The sequence below is a fragment of the Nocardia sp. IFM 10818 genome (assembly GCF_054655275.1).
The window spans coordinates 3,113,032-3,128,653 of sequence record NZ_BAAHJH010000001.1; the positions used below are offsets into that span (position 1 = coordinate 3,113,032).

A 15,622-nucleotide genomic window follows, 5' to 3' on the forward strand; every position below is an offset into this window, starting at 1 on the left:
GAGCAAGCACACATCATTGCCTGGCATTTGCCGAACCTAGACTGGCAGCGAGTTCGGATCGGCATCGACGCCCGTGGTCCGGACGTGTCGCGTGCGAATTCTCCCGAGGAGCCGATCCAGTTGAGCAGCGCCTTCCGACGCCGCATCTCGCCCACCGAACGGATGTATCTCTCAGCGCGGGAGGTGCATCCGCCGTTCTTGATTCAGGTGATCGTCGAGGGGGCGGGCACGCTCGATCCCGACCGGCTGCAGAGCGCGGTGGATCTGGCGTCGCGGTCGCATCCGGGTGCGCGGCTGGTGCGTTCGGGAAAGGACTGGGTCGCCGGCGCGGCCGCGCCCCGGGTGCGAGTGATACCGCAGGTCCTGCTCGACTACGACCGATTGACCGACGACGCGGTCGTCAACAGCCCCATCGCGCGACCGGACTATCTGTCCGAGGCGCCCAACTGCGAGGTGCTGCTGCTCACGGCCGATCCGGTCACCGTGATCTTCCGGGCCTTCCACGGCGTCATGGACGCCAAGGGGCTGCAGATGTGGGCCGGTGACGTGTTCCGGGTGCTGCGCGGTGCGGTTCCCGAGGGTGCGCTCGACACCACCACGGATCTGGAACTCGCACTGCGCCTGGGTATTCCGGGCAAGCCGGTGCCGATGCGGATGGGCTTCCGCTCGCCCGCCGGGCGCGGCGCGGATATCGCGGGCCGTCCGTTCCTGCTGCGGCATCGCACCCTGCCGGGCACGAATCCCGCCATCGTGGCGCGAATCGGTGAGATCGTCACCGGCGCAATCGGTTCGCGGGCGCGGCTGATGATTCCGGTCGATCTGCGCAGGCATGATCCGGAACTGGCGTCCACGGCCAACCTCACGCTGCCGTTGTTCCTGGACGTCACGCCGGGGGAGGGCTGGCGGGAGATCAACGCGCGCATGCTCGCCGGGCTCATGTGCCGCGACGAGCTCAATCAGATGAAGAACCCTGGGCTGGAGCGGATTCCGGCGCCGATCGCGAAGGCCGTCATGCGCTCCATCGAAGCGGTGGGCAGACGGACGGGGCGTAACCTGTGCTCGGCCATTATTTCTCACGCGGGGAAGATCTCGCTGGAGGATTTCTCCTCGCCAGATTTCACGCCGACCGGCGTGGTCGCGATTCCGGCGCACACCGGGCTGGCGCCTATCAGCTTCGCGATCGTCGAATCGGAGCACTCGACCGGAATCACGGTGTCCTGCCGCAATGGTCGCGGTGTCGCGGAACGGCTGGAGCGCCTGCTCGGCGAGATCGCGGGTGTGCTCGGGGACGCGAATCCAGAGTCCGGTCCGGCATCCGCATCGACCGCCGACGCGAAGCCGGACCCCGTCTCCGCGACCGTAACGACGTCCGTCGCCGAGCCGGAGTTCTCGCAGCTACCCGCGACCCTGGTGGGCGTCCTGCGCGAACAGGTCACGACGCGGCCGGACGCGGTCGCGATCACCGGACCGGACGGGTCCCTGACCTACGGCCGGCTGGGTGAGCGTTCCGCCGCGATCGCCGCCGTGCTGCGCGAGCACGGCGTCCGCCGGGGCGATATCGTGGCCGTTCTCGCGGGCCGGACCCTGGCGGGCCAGGCCGGACAGTGGGGCATTCTGGAAGCCGGTGCGGCCTTCCTTCCGCTGGATCCCAAGCATCCCCGGGATCGGATCAGCGAGACCCTGCGCGATTCCGGCGCACGCCTGTGCCTGGTCGAACGCCGCTACGCCGATATCGCCGGCGACGCCCTGCCCACGCTCGTGCTCGACGACCTGCCCGACAACGGTTTCGAGCCCGTCGACGCCGGAGTCACGCCCGCCGATATCGCCTACGTGACCTACACCTCCGGTTCCACCGGACGACCCAAGGGCGTGCGGGTCACCCACGACGGTGTCGTGCACTATCTGCGGGCCGCCCTGGACTGGTATCGCCTCACCCCGGCCACCCGGTACGCCCACTATCACACTCCCGCAGCCGATATGGCGTGCATGGCCATGGTCTCCCCGGCCGCCGCGGGCGGCACGCTGCTGCTCGTGCCGGGGGAGATGAACCATCTCAGCCTGTCGGCCATGCTGGGCGAGAACGGCGCGGACACCCTGTTCTTCACGCCCAGCCTCGCGGAAGTCGCACTGCGCCAGGGTATTCGGCCGGTCGGCATGCGCACCGTGGTACTCGGCGGTGAGCAGCTCAGCCGCGACCTGGCCGACCGGGTGCGCGAATTCTTCGGTCCGGCAGTGCGATTGGTCAACAGCTACGGTCCCACCGAGGTGAGCCTCGTGTGCACCTCGCACCTGCTCGCCGACGCGCTCCCGGCGGGCGCGGCCTCGGTCCCGATCGGCCTGCCGTCACCGGGCGCCACCGTGCACCTCCTGGACCCCGCCGGGCTGCCGGTGCCCGACGGCGAGGCGGGCGAATTGTATGTCGGCGGACCGCAAGTCGCCGCCGGCTACCTCGACCGGCCCGAGCTCACCGCCGAGCGGTTCGTCACCGTGCACGGCGAGCGCACCTACCGGACCGGCGATCTGGTGCGCCGCCTGCCCGGCGGCGCCCTCGAATTCGTCGGCCGCGTCGACCACCAGGTCAAGATTCGCGGCAATCGCGTGGAACCCGACGAGGTCGCGTGCGTGCTGGAAGCGCATCCCGATATCGCCGCCGCTGCCGTCGTGGGCCGCCGCCGCGAGGAACACAGCGACCACGTCCTGGACGCCTTCGTGGTGCCCGCGCCCACCGCGCCCGCGGGGCAGCCGGACGATCGGGCGCTGCGCGATTTCCTCGCCGACCGGCTACCGGTCTACATGATCCCCAACGCTTTCCATCGGCTCGCCGAACTGCCACTGACCAGCAATGGGAAGACCGACCGCACCGCACTCGCGGCGATGTACGCCGCACCGGAGCCGGATTCGAACCCGCTGCCCGCCATCGGCGAGGAGCCCGTCGGCGACATTCAGAGCCAGGTGGCCGAAATCTGGGCCCGCATCCTGCGCTGCGACTCCACGGACCTGGCCGCCGATTCCGACTTCTTCGCCTTGGGCGGCGATTCGCTCGCCACGGTGGAAATGCTCGCGCAGGTCTCCCGGCAGATCGTCGGCACCGCAGCCGAACAAGCCTTCGTGGCCCAGGTGGAGGGCCTCATCCACCACCTGACCCTGAACCGTGTGTGCGAGGCCGTGACCGCGGCGAACGGAGGAGCCAACTGATGATCTTCATCGGAAGCGGTTCCCTGCTCTGGCGCGCGGTCGACTTCACCACCGCCGCAGGACATCCCGTCGACCTTGTCGTAGTCCCCGCAGGCCAGGAAGCAACGGCCGCCCACCGCACGGTGCCAATCCTCGCCACCACCGATGTGAACACCGCAGCCGACCACGTGGCCGCCGCCTGCACCGACAACATCGTGTTCTCCATCAACAACGCCACCATCCTGCGAGACCCCTTGCTGGGCAAAGGCTTGCGCATCTACAACATCCACAACGGCCTGCTACCCCGCCACCGCGGCCTCCCCGAAGCCGCCATCGCCCACGCCATCCTCAACGGCGACCCCGCCTACGGCGCCACCCTCCACGAAATCGACGCCGGCGTGGACACCGGCGCCATCCTCGACACCGAACAATTCCCCATCACCCCCACCGACGGCTTCCAAGACATCATGCTCGAGGGCCTCCGCGCCTGCACCCTCCTCTTCGAACGCAACCTCACCCCCATCGCCGCCAACCGCGCCACCCCCCGCCCCCAACCCACCGAGGGCGGCAACTACTACGGCCGCAAATCCCTGCAATCCCTCCGTGACCTCACCGCCCACCCCGCCTTCCCCCGAGCCACCGACCTGGGCATCTTCTCGGCCTTCTACCCCGAACTAGCCGCCGCAACCCGCACCCCCGCACCCCACCCATAGCGGCAATTAGTCATTGGCGCGGATGTGGTGCTAATGTTCTCCCTCGTCCGGAACAGCCGAACAGCCGCCCGGACAGCCGCTTTCGAGCGGCGAGCTACGGTTCTATAGCTCAGCGGGAGAGCACTCGCTTCACACGCGAGGGGTCGCTGGTTCGATCCCAGCTAGAACCACTTGGAAGCAAGCCCGCAGGCCATCGGCCTGCGGGCTTGTTTGCGTTCGTGATGGGCCAGAGGCGTGTCGCCGTGCGGACGAGGTCGGCGACGGCTTTGGATCTGCTGTGTGGGGGCCAGGCGATGACGGTCGTGACGGCCGGCGCGTCCGGCACCGGCACGATGGCGTGGTCGTCGCGGAGGTGGGCTCGGAGTGATTCGGGCATGATCGCGCAGGCTCGTCCGAGTGCGATCAGTTGGGTCAGTTGGGTGTGGTCGCGAACCTGTGGGCCGGGGCCGTCCGGATAACTTCCATCCGGCCGCGGCCAGCGTGGCTGGGGTAGGTTCGGCAGGGCGTTGACCTCGGCCATCGACAGGTGGGGGCGGTCGGCGAGGTGGTGGCCTGCGGGCAGGACGACGATCTGCTGTTCGGTGTGCAGGTCCTCGGTGTCGAATCCGGCTGTCGTGTCGTAGGGGCGGTGGAGCAGGGCGGCGTCGGCAATTCCGTTGCGTAGCAGGGTTTCTGGTTCGCCGGGCCCGCACAGCACCACCTCGACCGCGACGGCGCCGGGTTCGGCGGCGTAGGCGTCCAGCAGTTTCGACAACAGTTCTCTGGATGCTCCTGCCTTGATGGCCAGCACCACACCGGGCCGTTCGGCGGCGGCGCGGCGGGTGCGGCGTTCGGCGGCGGCGACCGCTTCGAGGGCGAGGCGGGCCTCGCACAGCAGCACCGATCCGGCTTCGGTCAAGGTGATCGCGCGCGAACCGCGGTGCAGGAGAACGACTCCGAGTCGCCGTTCCAGCTGCTGGATCGCCCGCGACAGCGGTGGTTGCGCCATCGAGAGCCGTTGTGCCGCCCGCCCGAAGTGCAACTCCTCGGCGACGGCGACGAAGTATCGCAACTCCCGCGTTTCCACCACGGCATCGTATCCGGCGCTCACCGCGACCGATACCCGTGCGGTATCGCTGCTGACCTGATCGGTCTTGGACGCCGCACCCGGAACCGCAGCACGATCGGCGGTGTGAGTGAACAGGCGATCGCGCTGGTGACCGGCGCGAACAAGGGAATCGGATACGAGATCGCCGCCGGCCTGGGGGCTCTCGGCTGGCGAATCGGGGTGGGTGCGCGGGATCGGCAACGCCGCGACGCCGCGGTGGAGAAGCTGCGCGCCACCGGGGCCGATGCGTTCGGTGTGCCGCTCGACGTGACCGACGACGCAAGCGTGGCCGCGGCAGCCGAATTGATCGCCGACCACGCCGGAGGGCTCGATGTGCTGATCAACAATGCCGCGATCACCGGCGGCTCGCCGCAGACACCGACCACGCTCGATCCCGCGACCGTGCGAACTGTGGTGGAAACCAACGTGATCGGGATCCTCCGCGTCACCAATGCGATGCTGCCGATGCTGCGCGCCTCGGCCGCACCGCGAATCGTCAATATGTCCAGCAGCGTCGGCTCGCTCGGCCTGCAAACCACACCCGGCATCGATATGGGCCCGGTCCCGGCCGCCTACCTGGCGTCGAAGACCTTCCTCAACGCCATCACCATTCAATACGTCAAGGAACTGGGCGACACCAACATCCTGATCAACTCCGGCTGCCCCGGTTTCACCGCCACCGACCTCAACGGCTTCCGCGGCGTTCGCACACCACAACAGGGCGCCGCGATAGCGATTCGCCTCGCAACCCTGCCCGACGACGGACCCACCGGCGGATTCTTCGACGACGCCGGAACCGTGCCCTGGTGAGGGGAACCAAGAATCCCAAAAGCAGTCAGGTACAACGAATTCGGCGGAATCGACGTCCTGCCGATCGACGAGGTCACCCGGCCCGGCCCGAGGACAGGCAGCTCCTCGCGCACGTGGAAGCGACGGGCATCAACACCGGTGAGGCGGCCATCCGCACCGGCGCGATGGCGGACCTCTTTCCTTCGATCTTTCCGTCCGGGCAGGGCAGCGAGCTCGCCGGAGTTAAGAATGTCGCTTGGGGAGTGGCCGACGCCTGTACGTCGCCGGCATGACCGCATGAACCCGTACATCTGAAGCAAGGCGAGAGCGTCGTAGTCTCCGGAGCAGCCGGAGGAGTCGGCTCGCTCGCCGTTCAGCTTGCGTGCCGCACCAGCCATCGACTGGGCTCCGACCGGCCCGAGCCGACCGGTAAGCGGCTAGAGCCAGGGCCTGGCCTTGAAGTGGTTGTTGGAATTGCGTTTACGGCGCGTCGGCGTGTCAGCTGGGCCAGGTGCCGGTCAGGCGGCGGGTTGCGGTGGCGCCGGCGCGGTCGACGGCGGCTTTCACTCCGGCGAAGATCGCGCCCTGGACAACGGCGGCGAGAAGTACTTCCTGCCAGCTCCGGTCCTCGTCGGTGGCTGCCGGTACGTGCTCGTCGTGGCCCAGCATCTTCCAGGTCTGCTTGAATACCGCCCCGGCGAGCAGGCCGCTGATCGCGCCCAGGATGAGACCGACCGGCTTGTAGGCAATCGTGATTGGTTTCACCTGCTCATCCGTTTCGTCGCCGGCGGACCGCCCACACCGTGATCACCGCGCCAGCCGCACCCGCGAGCACGAGGCCGGGGTGACTGCGGGCCTGGTCGGCGAGCTGGGCGGTCCTGTGCTGCACCGGTTTCGGTGTCTTGGCCTGCAATGTGTGGCCGACCTGCACGGTTCGGGCGCGAGCCTGCTCGGCGACGTCGGTGGTTCTCTCCTTCAGCTGCTCGACCTTGGCGGCGGCCTGTTGTCCGGCCGCCTCGGCCTTGTCCTGTGCGCGTGCTTTGACGTCGGCCTTGGCCGAGAGCGCTTCGACGGTCTGCGCGAGTTCTTCGCGGGTGTGCTCGACCTGCTCACGCAGCTCGTCGACGGCGGCCGTGGTCTTCTTCTCCGGGTCCGGCTGATTCATCGGTGTGAGCTTTCCTTGATCTGAGCGATATCGGCTTTGACGGTTTCGATGGTTTGCTCGGGGGTCGGCGGGGTGGCCTGACCGACTTCCTTGCGGCCGATCAGCGCCAACACCGCGGTGATCACGGCGAGCACCGCCGTGACGATCAGCGCCGACGCCCACACCGGCAAGGCCACGGCCAACGCCGCGATCATGGTGAAGACCAAGGCCTGCAAGGTCAGGAATCCGGCGACGCCGGCGCCGCCGAACAGCCCGCCGCTGATCCCGTACCGTTTGCCCTTCTCCCTCATCTCCGCCTGTGCCAGCCTCAGCTCCCCACGCACCAGCTCGGTCAGCTGCCGCGAGGCTTGCTGCACCAGCTCACCCACCGTCTCCTGGCTCGGGTCGCGGGTAGCCGGCCCGGGTCCGATGTGCTGCGATTGCGCACTCGACACGACAATCACCTCCGCATTCACTGTCGCTCAACGGTCGTCACGTCCGGGCAGCCCCGAACGCCTCTGTCAACCGCCTACCCAAACCCGTGCGTCTGACACCGCAATAACGACCTGTTCGCGAGCGGCCCTGAATACCCGGAACTCGGCAGGTGCGGGCGTATCGATCGCATCCAGCTGTGAAACACCGTCCACCGGGAACTGGTGGCGGACCCTTCTCGGCGTTTGCCGCCACCAGTTCCCGGTCGACGTCGTTTCACATGCCGGAGGACTACTGCGCGGGCCCGCCGGTCAGGCCTATGCCTTCGACAATGCGGAAGTCGCGCTGGACGTCGTCGGGAAGGGCCACCAGTGCCTTCTGGTATGCCTCGCTCTCGTAGGCCGCGACGGCCTGTTCGAAGCTGTCGAACTCGATCAGGATGACGCGCTGCGGGATTCCGGCCTCGTGGGCGACGACTCGGCTACCGACATGGGACAAGAGGCGCCCGCCCCCGGCCTGGACGGCCGGACCCGCCAGCTTGTTGTAGGCACTCAGCCTCTCAGGGGCGGAAATGGCGGGGTAGACACTCACCCAGTAGCCCTTAGGCATGAAAACCTCCTGTGGTCGGACGGACACGTTCGACGTCGGGTACTGCGGTCGGTTGAATCGTCATATGCGCAGGTTAGGGCTTGGTGTGCCGTCGAGGGAAAGACCGATGCGCGATAGGCTCAGAACGGATCGTTATCAATCGGCAGGGAGGGCATGTGGCGCCGGATACGGTGAGCCTGCGGTACTTTCTGGTGCTGGCGCAGGAGTTGAACTTCACCCGCGCGGCCGCACGGATCGGTATCGCACAGCCCGCACTCAGCGCCCGGATGCGCCGATTGGAGGCGGAGCTGGGTACGGCCCTGCTGGTCCGCAACACGCGTAGCGTCGTATTGACCACGGCCGGTGCGGCTTTGGCGGAGTCCGCGCCGCCCGCGCTGGCGGCGCTGGACCGGGCATGGGAGACCGCCCGGAGCGCGGCGGCCGGTGAACTGGGCACGCTCCGCATCGGATACAGCCTCAGCGCCGGCGCCGAGACGGCACCGGCCCTGGTGGACAGGCTGATTCGCAGCAGCCCGGGACTCCAGGTCGGCGCAGCCCCGATGCCGACACCGGAAATTTCCCCCGCGGTCGCCGACGGCCGCCTCGATGCGGGTATCACCCGCGGTGAACAGCCGGGCCGTGGCGTGCGCCGGTACCTGCTGCGGCGTGCGCGCGTCGGAGTCCAACTGGCGCAGCATCATCCGCTGGCCGAACACCCGGAGATCGAGATCGCCGACGCCGCCGCCTATCCGCTGCGGCTCCCGGACCGTGCGGCCAACCCCGTGATCCACGATCAGCTGTCCGCACTGTTCCGCAACACCCAACCACACCCCCGATTCCACACGCCCGCAGTCTCTTTCGACATGACTCAGCACGACCTGCGCGACGGCCTCACCCTAGCCCCGGCCAGTGAAGCCGCGGTAACGACACTATCGGCCGGTCTCACCTGGCGACCGCTGCGAGGCGCACCCAGCCTGACACTCCACCTGGTACTCCCGCGCGAGCAGTCACCAGTCCACCGCCGCATCCGTGCCGTCGCCAAAACCCTGGCGCACGAACTGCACTGGCTGCCGAACTGACGCGCAAAAGGTCGAGCGAGCCGCACATCTGTGGTGGCGAGGCCGAAGACCTTGCGCCCGGCAGACTTCGCGGTGACGACGACGGTGGTCTCGCTGTATGTTCCGACACGACCTCGCTAAGCCGACGGCTCAGCATCCGATGATGACCCCTGCGATCCGCTTGCCTGGCGGTCGGGTCGCTGCGTCCTGTATTCGAATATCGATCGCATCCAGCTGTGAAACACCATCGACCGGGAACTGGTGGCGGCCCCTTCTCGGGCTTTGCCGCCACCAGCTCCCGGTCGACGTCGTTTCACATGCCGGAGGGGATTATCACGCGTTCGGGTCACAGGGCTGATCACCCGGACCCGCTCGTGCGTGGCTGATTCGGTCAGCGCGATATGCGGCAGTAGCGGAGGTGCCGTGATCGGTGGTCGCAGCTGTCCTTGCCGTGAAGGTCTGGCGTTGTGGCGACTTGGACCGGTGGGTCGTCCACTGTCACAGCCTCTTTCGGGCGATGACGTGGCCGCCCGTCGCAACGTTTCCCCGAACCGTGGCCCGTCGCTTCACCGATCAGCTCGGAACCAGCCCGGGCGCTTGGCTCCTGCCCCGCCGCACAGCCGCCGCCCGCATCCTTCGCGAGGACACCGGCCTTACTGTCGAGGCGATCGCCACCCGGGTCGGCCTCGTCTCGGCGGTCAACCTCCGCCGCCGCGTCCGCACCCAGGTCGGGGCCACTCCCGGCGCTTGCCGCCGCGCATTCCCGCACGTGAGGTTCCGGTCGGCGAACGCTGTGTCTGCGGCTTTGCCGAGGTAGCGAATTGCGATGGGGCCCACTGTTTTCGCGGTGCCGGGCGCGGCGCCGGTCACGAGGTTCGCGCGAGGATGCGGAGGATCGTGCGGGTGAACTCCTTTGGGTTCTCCAGGAACGCGAAATGGCCCGCTCCGTGGAGCGTGTACACCTCCTTCATCGGAGCCGTGGCCTTGTCGGCGTACTCGGTGACGAGGGGCAGCGGGGTGACGCGGTCGTGTGTGCCCATGATGAAGAAGAGGGGTACTTCGAACGCCGCGGGGTCGGGTGCGGCCAGCTTCCAGAAGTTCTCGCCTTCGTTGCGGGCCAGGCTGTTCAGAGTGAACGACGCCCCTTTCGGGAAGTTCGCCATGTCCCGCAGCGAATACGTGCGGGACAGCAGCATGTCCCGCACGAGGCGGGATGGTCCGCGCCGTCCGCTGAGCATGTGACCGAACTTCCACATCCAGGAGTACTTGGCACCCAGGTCGTGCGCGGGCTGCGGGTAGGGCGGGTGGCCGATGCGCTCGAGCGCAGCGCGGGCGGCGGTCCGGTGGCGTCGCGCGGCCTCGTCGAGCAGGCGGTGGTGCGAGAGTGTTTCCTGCCGCAGCAGGTCGATCAGCTGGCCCGCGCCGATGTACGCATGGAGGTTCTCCGGGTGCCGCCTCGCCTCGGTCAGCCCGAGGTAGGCGCCCCACGAATGTCCCGCCAGGTAGATCTTCTCCGCACCGAACCGCTTGCGCAGCAACAACACCAGTTCGTGGGTGTCCGCTTCGAACTGCGCGACGGTGATGGACCCGCTCGGAGTGCCGGGGAACGATTTGCCGCTGCCCCGCTGGTCCCACTGAACCACCACGAAATGCTCCTCCAGCTCCTGCTGGAAGCAACGCGCGAAGCCCATGTAGGGACTGCCCGGGCCGCCGTGCAGGAACAGCAGCACCGGGTTGCGGCGATCCCGGCCCCGGATGAGCAGCCACTGCGTGGTTCCGCCCAATAGGACCGGTTCCACGAGCGCGATCCCTTGTCCGCCGGTCATCGACCCACCGTCCAGGAACGGTGGGAGTCGGCTCGGTGGCGGTGGACACCGAGCGCAACCCATTCTGCTGAGAAGTTGTCAACGCAGGTCATGGGTCCAGTGAACGGACCGGGCCGGAGCCCGTCCAACAACTGTTCCAGCCGGTTTGACAACCATTGGTTGTCACGCCAGGGTGGCCGCATGGACCTCGACACCGCCCTGCTCCGGGCGTTCGTGGCGACCGCCGAGGAAGGCCATTTCGGTCGGGCCGCCGGCCGACTGTTCGTCACGCAGCAGGCGCTGTCGAAACGGATCGCGCGGCTGGAGCAGCTCCTCGGCGCGCCTGTGCTGGAACGAAACACGCGGACGGTGCGGTTGACCGCCACCGGCGAACGGCTCCTGCCGTACGCCCGAGACGTGATCGAGGCCGTCGACGCCGCCGCGTCCGCCGCCGGGATCGGCGGTCCGGTGCGCGTGGACGTGATGGACCCGCACACCGCAGCCGCTGGCCTGATCCGGCGCGTGATCGACCAGGACCCGAACCTGAGCCTGCGGATCACCGCACGCGGCGCCCGCGGTACAGCGATCGACGCCTTGCGATCCGGAGACGTGGACGTCGCCTTCGGCCGAGCCTCGGCCGTACCGTGGCCCGCCGAGATCCGGCGCCGGTGCGCACTGATGGAACCCGTCGGCCTGCTGCTCAGCACCGGGCACGCGCTCGCGGCGTGTTCCCGGGTCGCCATGGCGAACCTGGCGCACCTCGCGCTGCGGTTCCCCATGCACGACGCCCCGCCGGACTGGGTGAACCTGGTCGACGAGTTGACGGCTACCCTCGGCATCGTGGTCGATCGTTCCGGGTCGAACCTGGGCTTCGACCATTTCCTGGACCAGACCGCCGACGATCCCACCACCGCGACGTTCTATGGGCTGCACATGCCGCCGCCGGACGATGACCGCCTGCGCCTCGTCCCGATCGTCGCGCCGACACCGGTGTTCGCCTGGGCGGTCATGTGGCGGCGACGCATCCCCGACTCCCTCGTCAACCGGCTGGCCCGCCCTGGATCGGCGACTCTTCCCGACGACGCCTGGCTACCCGCCGCCGACCGGGCCTGGCTCGCCCGCCGATCTATCGGCGTATCCGACCCCGTCGCAGTCCACACCTCAGACGACCACCTGTGACGCGAAGGTACTGACTCGCGCCGCCAGTGGACCCTTGACCCTGGAGCGATCGATGAGGCGGCGAAGGCGACGCCCGCAGTAGTCACCGCCAGGCGGTGGGGATGCGGAGGTTTTGTGGTTCGGTGGTTGCGGGTGCTGCGTTCGGGGTGGTGTGTGCGATAACTCGGTGTGGAGAAGTCACAGTTCGAGTCGGGGGCGTTCGGGGAGCGCGTTGGATTGGTTCCCAGGGCTCTGCCGGTGATGCGTAATTCGTTGTTCGCGGTTGGGGTGGGGGTGGTGATTGTGCTGCTCGGTGTTGGGTTGGGGCTGTGGAACAGTTCGCAGTTGGCGGGGAAGACGCGGACCGATGGGACGGTGGTGTCGGCGCCGGACAGCGATGGTGACGGCGGGGCGGTGCGGTTTACCGCTGCTGACGGGAGGGGGTATCTGGCTGAGATCACTTCGTGGAGTGTTTTGCACCAGTACTGGCGGGGCGATGTCGTGGCGGTCGCTTACGATCCGGATGATCCCAATGATGCTCGGGTGGCGGACTTTCATGAAACCTACAGTGGGACCGTGTTCATTGGCGGGTTCGGGGGGCTGATCATTCTTGCCGGGGGGTTCGGATTGGTGATGGCGCGGCGGCGGCGGCGACTGATGGCTTGGCTCGCCGAGCACGGTCGGGAATTGCATGTTCCGGTGCGGTCGGTTCGGGTGAAGGAGGGTGGGCGCGCGAGGAGGTCGGGGGAGGTGCTCAGCTATACGCTCGAAGCGAGCTGTGTCGATCCGGTCACCGGGCGCGGGTTCACGGCGAAAAGTGGAGCGTTCGAACAGCATCCGGGTTCTTATCTCGCTGCTCGTCAACATGTGCGGGTGCTCTACGACCCCGCCGATCCGCGCCGCAGTCAGTTGCTCTGAGCGCCGGTGTCGGGGTCGCCGTCGAAGCGGCCGGTTTCCAGTGCGGAACGGCGGTGTCGTTGCGGGAATCCCGGGCCCAGGCGGGCGGTGACATCGGGGTGGTGCAGCGGTTCGCGGCAGTGGGCGCAGACGACTTCGGCGTGGGTGTCGTGGTCGCAGGTGGTGTGGTGCAGGACGACGGGTGGGCCGTCGGGGGCGAGCCAGCGGTCGCCCCAGTGCATGATGGCGGCGATAACGGGGAAGAAGTCGCGGCCCTGGTCGGTGAGGCGGTATTCGTGGCGCGGTGGGCGGTCCTGGTAAGGGACCCGTTCCAGTAGGCCCTCGTCGACCAGGCGGGTCAGGCGCTGGGTGAGGACATTGCGGCTGAGGCCGAGCCCGCGCTCGAATTCGTCGAAACGCTTTGCGCCGTAGAAGGCTTCGCGCAGCACCAGCGGCGTCCACCAATCACCGATGAGGTCCACGGTGCGGGCCACGGTGCACGGCCAGTTCGCGAATGTCGTGCGTTTCATGCGTCCACGGTATCCAGGCGGGCGGGGACGTACTTGTGCCACGGGGTGCCGACCCATTCGTCCCGGGAGTCGAATGCGGTGAGTTCATTGGGCGCGACGCCCGTGGTGACCGGGACGCCGGTATCGTCGGCCACCGACAGGCCGAAGCCATTGGGCAGCGACAGGTGGCCGGGGCGCATGCGGTCGGTGGGCTCCACCGGGACCCGCACGCTGCCGCGGCGGGTGCTCACCCGGACGAGATCACCCGCGCGCAGGCCGAGGCGGTCGGCGTCGGTGGTGCTCATGCGGAGCGCGCCGCCGCGATCGCGGGTGCGCCACAGCGGATCTCGCACGATGGTGTTGGCGGTGAAGGCCCGGCGCTCACCGGCGGAGAGGATGAACGGCCAGGATCCCGCCTCGGGTTCGGGATCGGGCAGGGTGGCGATCACCCGCAGCAGCTCCGGGACGTTCAGCTGGACGGTGTTGTCGCGCAGCCGGTTCCAGGTCTCCTCGTAGTCGTCCTCGGTGATGACGATGCCGTGCTCGCCGGTGAGAATGGCCTCGAAGAGCCGTTCACCGGCTGCCGAACCCGTTCCGTATCCGGCGCGTTCGACGCTCTTCGGGAATTTGCGGGCACAGTTGTAGGCCGCCGCCCACAGCAGGGCTGCCGCGGCGGCTCCGCCGGGCAGGGTCGGGCCCAGGGTTCGATACAGCAGCACGGGTGCGAGTTTCGCCTTGCTCCGGTCGGCCAGAATGCCGAGAAAGGCCATGGCGAAGGCTTCCCGCCCCTGTGCGAGCGCGGCCCGCAGCGGAGCGTAATCGTCCTCGGACAATGCTCCGGCGGCCTCCACCAGCCGGGCGTGGATCTCCGGCTCGGCCAGCACCCCCTCGGGTGCGGACAGCACCGGATGCCGGAGGTGGAAGATATTGCGCGGAAAGTCGAAATTGAAGAACGTCGCCTCGTACTTCTCGAATTGCGTTGCCGCGGGCAGGATGTAGTGCGCCAGCCGGGCGGTCTCGGTCATGGCCACATCGACGGCCACCACCAGTTCGAGTGACTCCAGGGCCTCTCGCATGCGCGCCGAATCGGCCAGGGAGTGCACGGGATTGCTGCTCTCGATGAACATGGCGCGATACCGGGCGGGATGGTCGGTGAGGATCTCCTCGGTGATCACATTGCACGGCACCAGCCCGCCGATAATGGGCGCGCCCGCCACCGGGCTGGTCGGCCACTGACCCGCCGGATGCCCGCGATCGTGCCCGATGGCCGACATGCCGGTGAACGCGTACTGCGTTCCGGGCTTGCCCAGATTGCCGGTGAGCAGCCACACCAGCTTCTCCACATAGCTGACCACCGTGGAGTACCGGTTCATCTGCACGCCGAGATCCTCGAGCGCGGCTACCGAGGTCGCCGCGGCCAGCCGCCGCGTCGCCGCTTCCACCAGCTCGATATCCACATCGGCTATGGCGCAATACTTTTCGATGGGAACCTCGCGCAGCACCGCCACGACCTCGTCCAGTCCGTGCGCGTGGGCGGCCAGCCAGTCGGCGTCGATCAGATTGTCGCGCACCAGGATCGACGCCATGGCCGACAGCAGGTACACATCGGTGCCCGGCCGCAGCTGGAGATGGAAATCGGCGAGCTCGGCGGTCTCGGTGCGGACCGGATCCAGCACGATCATGGCGCGCCTCGGATCCTTGGCGATCTCCTTGAGCACCGCGCGCGCCCTCGGAAACCCGTGCGACTGATAGGGATTCTTCCCGACGAAGAACGCCACCTCGGCGTGCTCGACATCGGCGCGCACCGGATGCCCGAACATACGCGCCCCCACCCAGAAATCCCCCGTCTTCTCCTGCGCCAGCGCACTGGACCGATACCGCATCCCGAACGCCGCCATGGTCGCCGGCGCGTACGCCCCGCCCAGGTGATTCCCCTGCCCGCCCCCGCCGTAATAGAAGATCGACTCCCCGCCGTACCGCGACCCGATCTCCCGCAGCCGCGCGGCCACCTCGGAAATCGCCGTCTCCCAGTCGATCTCCTCGAACGACCCGTCCGGGCGGCGGCGCAGGGGCGTGGTGACGCGCCCCGTGCGCCCGTTCTGATAGTGATCGAGCCGCAGCGCCTTGTTGCAGGTGTAACCCGCCGAGGCCGGATGCAATTTGTCGCCCCGGATCTTCTCGAACGTCCGGCCGTCCGCCCCCACCAGTACTTGAACACCGCAATTGCACTCGCACAGGATGCACGCCGTGGGCCGCCACTCCGTCATG

The 15,622-nt window shown here is 68.1% G+C and carries 14 protein-coding genes, 1 tRNA gene and 1 pseudogene; 8 read left to right on the plus strand and 8 right to left on the minus strand.

The annotated features are described in order from the left end of the window. Nucleotides 1-120: 120 nt before the first annotated feature. The 3 genes from ACYQ5L_RS14450 (at nucleotide 121) to ACYQ5L_RS14460 (ending at nucleotide 4,057) form a co-directional block, all read left to right on the plus strand. On the plus strand, nucleotides 121-3,195 hold the full coding sequence (locus tag ACYQ5L_RS14450; RefSeq protein ID WP_459957851.1) for a non-ribosomal peptide synthetase: 3,075 nt from the start codon (nucleotides 121-123) through the stop codon (nucleotides 3,193-3,195). Then, nucleotides 3,195-3,887: a formyltransferase family protein gene (locus tag ACYQ5L_RS14455; protein ID WP_459957852.1), complete on the plus strand. Its 693-nt coding sequence runs from the start codon at nucleotides 3,195-3,197 to the stop codon at nucleotides 3,885-3,887. The genes ACYQ5L_RS14450 and ACYQ5L_RS14455 overlap by 1 nt, the downstream gene beginning before the upstream one ends. Before the next feature lie 98 nt (nucleotides 3,888-3,985). Then, a tRNA-Val gene (locus tag ACYQ5L_RS14460) sits at nucleotides 3,986-4,057 on the plus strand. A gap of 125 nt (nucleotides 4,058-4,182) precedes the next feature. Here the strand turns inward: ACYQ5L_RS14460 and ACYQ5L_RS14465 are convergent. Next, nucleotides 4,183-4,977 (minus strand): annotated as a pseudogene (locus ACYQ5L_RS14465) (LysR family transcriptional regulator); the annotation flags it as partial. 81 nt (nucleotides 4,978-5,058) lie between these two features. On the opposite strand from ACYQ5L_RS14465, the gene ACYQ5L_RS14470 reads away from it, so the two are divergent. Continuing rightward, nucleotides 5,059-5,784 (plus strand): SDR family oxidoreductase, encoded by a 726-nt coding sequence (locus ACYQ5L_RS14470; RefSeq protein WP_459957853.1) that lies wholly within the window; start codon nucleotides 5,059-5,061, stop codon nucleotides 5,782-5,784. 477 nt (nucleotides 5,785-6,261) lie between these two features. Here the strand turns inward: ACYQ5L_RS14470 and ACYQ5L_RS14475 are convergent, their stop codons facing one another. From ACYQ5L_RS14475 to ACYQ5L_RS14490, 4 genes are all read right to left on the minus strand, one after another. Continuing rightward, complete coding sequence (locus ACYQ5L_RS14475) at nucleotides 6,262-6,528, minus strand: DUF4235 domain-containing protein (protein ID WP_459957854.1); 267 nt, start codon at nucleotides 6,526-6,528, stop codon at nucleotides 6,262-6,264. Between the two features lie 4 nt (nucleotides 6,529-6,532). Next, nucleotides 6,533-6,928 carry a DUF3618 domain-containing protein gene (locus ACYQ5L_RS14480; RefSeq protein ID WP_459957855.1) on the minus strand — a complete coding sequence of 132 codons (396 nt, stop codon included), beginning with the start codon at nucleotides 6,926-6,928 and terminating at the stop codon, nucleotides 6,533-6,535. Next, nucleotides 6,925-7,362 carry a phage holin family protein gene (locus ACYQ5L_RS14485; protein ID WP_459957856.1) on the minus strand — a complete coding sequence of 146 codons (438 nt, stop codon included), beginning with the start codon at nucleotides 7,360-7,362 and terminating at the stop codon, nucleotides 6,925-6,927. Before ACYQ5L_RS14485 ends, ACYQ5L_RS14480 begins: the two co-directional genes overlap by 4 nt. A 268-nt stretch (nucleotides 7,363-7,630) precedes the next feature. Then, nucleotides 7,631-7,948 carry a DUF1330 domain-containing protein gene (locus ACYQ5L_RS14490; protein ID WP_459957857.1) on the minus strand — a complete coding sequence of 106 codons (318 nt, stop codon included), beginning with the start codon at nucleotides 7,946-7,948 and terminating at the stop codon, nucleotides 7,631-7,633. Between the two features lie 155 nt (nucleotides 7,949-8,103). Here ACYQ5L_RS14490 and ACYQ5L_RS14495 point away from each other — a divergent pair, with 155 nt between their 5' ends. Both ACYQ5L_RS14495 and ACYQ5L_RS14500 read left to right on the plus strand, forming a co-directional pair. Then, on the plus strand, nucleotides 8,104-9,006 hold the full coding sequence (locus ACYQ5L_RS14495) for a LysR family transcriptional regulator (protein ID WP_459957858.1): 903 nt from the start codon (nucleotides 8,104-8,106) through the stop codon (nucleotides 9,004-9,006). A gap of 496 nt (nucleotides 9,007-9,502) precedes the next feature. Continuing rightward, a complete protein-coding gene (locus ACYQ5L_RS14500) occupies nucleotides 9,503-9,802 on the plus strand; it encodes a helix-turn-helix domain-containing protein (RefSeq protein WP_459957859.1) in 300 nt (99 codons plus the stop codon). A 49-nt stretch (nucleotides 9,803-9,851) separates the two neighbouring features. Here the strand turns inward: ACYQ5L_RS14500 and ACYQ5L_RS14505 are convergent, their stop codons facing one another. Continuing rightward, nucleotides 9,852-10,811, minus strand: a complete 960-nt coding sequence (locus tag ACYQ5L_RS14505; RefSeq protein WP_459957860.1) for an alpha/beta fold hydrolase — start codon at nucleotides 10,809-10,811, stop codon at nucleotides 9,852-9,854. Between the two features lie 180 nt (nucleotides 10,812-10,991). Here ACYQ5L_RS14505 and ACYQ5L_RS14510 point away from each other — a divergent pair, with 180 nt between their 5' ends. Then, nucleotides 10,992-11,969, plus strand: coding sequence for a LysR family transcriptional regulator (locus ACYQ5L_RS14510; RefSeq protein WP_459957861.1), 978 nt, complete (start codon nucleotides 10,992-10,994; stop codon nucleotides 11,967-11,969). A 168-nt stretch (nucleotides 11,970-12,137) separates the two neighbouring features. Further along, complete coding sequence (locus ACYQ5L_RS14515) at nucleotides 12,138-12,866, plus strand: DUF3592 domain-containing protein (RefSeq protein ID WP_459957862.1); 729 nt, start codon at nucleotides 12,138-12,140, stop codon at nucleotides 12,864-12,866. Here the strand turns inward: ACYQ5L_RS14515 and ACYQ5L_RS14520 are convergent. Both ACYQ5L_RS14520 and ACYQ5L_RS14525 read right to left on the minus strand, forming a co-directional pair. Beyond that, nucleotides 12,854-13,375, minus strand: coding sequence for a winged helix-turn-helix transcriptional regulator (locus ACYQ5L_RS14520; protein WP_459957863.1), 522 nt, complete (start codon nucleotides 13,373-13,375; stop codon nucleotides 12,854-12,856). The genes ACYQ5L_RS14515 and ACYQ5L_RS14520 overlap by 13 nt on opposite strands. After that, nucleotides 13,372-15,621: a molybdopterin-dependent oxidoreductase gene (locus ACYQ5L_RS14525; protein WP_459957864.1), complete on the minus strand. Its 2,250-nt coding sequence runs from the start codon at nucleotides 15,619-15,621 to the stop codon at nucleotides 13,372-13,374. The genes ACYQ5L_RS14520 and ACYQ5L_RS14525 overlap by 4 nt, the downstream gene beginning before the upstream one ends. Between the last annotated feature and the right edge of the window lies 1 nt (nucleotide 15,622).